This is a genomic window from Neisseria sp. P0014.S009, assembly GCF_051958155.1.
In the GTDB taxonomy this organism is placed as follows: domain Bacteria; phylum Pseudomonadota; class Gammaproteobacteria; order Burkholderiales; family Neisseriaceae; genus Neisseria; species Neisseria flavescens_C.
On record NZ_JBQCVS010000053.1, the window covers coordinates 1 to 449 of the forward strand.

Sequence of the window (449 nt, forward strand, 5' to 3'; positions counted from 1 at the left end):
GCCTACGGGGGGCAGCAGTGAGGAATATTGGACAATGGGCGCAAGCCTGATCCAGCCATGCCGCGTGCAGGATGACGGTCCTATGGATTGTAAACTGCTTTTATACAGGAAGAAACACCTCTACGTGTAGAGACTTGACGGTACTGTAAGAATAAGGATCGGCTAACTCCGTGCCAGCAGCCGCGGTAATACGGAGGATCCAAGCGTTATCCGGAATCATTGGGTTTAAAGGGTCCGTAGGCGGTTTAGTAAGTCAGTGGTGAAAGCCCATCGCTCAACGGTGGAACGGCCATTGATACTGCTAAACTTGAATTATTAGGAAGTAACTAGAATATGTAGTGTAGCGGTGAAATGCTTAGAGATTACATGGAATACCAATTGCGAAGACAGGTTACTACTAATGGATTGACGCTGATGGACGAAAGCGTGGGTAGCGAACAGGATTAGAT

General features: G+C 47.9%; 1 rRNA gene. It reads left to right on the forward strand.

The window, feature by feature from the left end:
- Window positions 1–449, forward strand: a 16S ribosomal RNA gene (locus tag ACTHS4_RS11620); the annotation flags it as partial.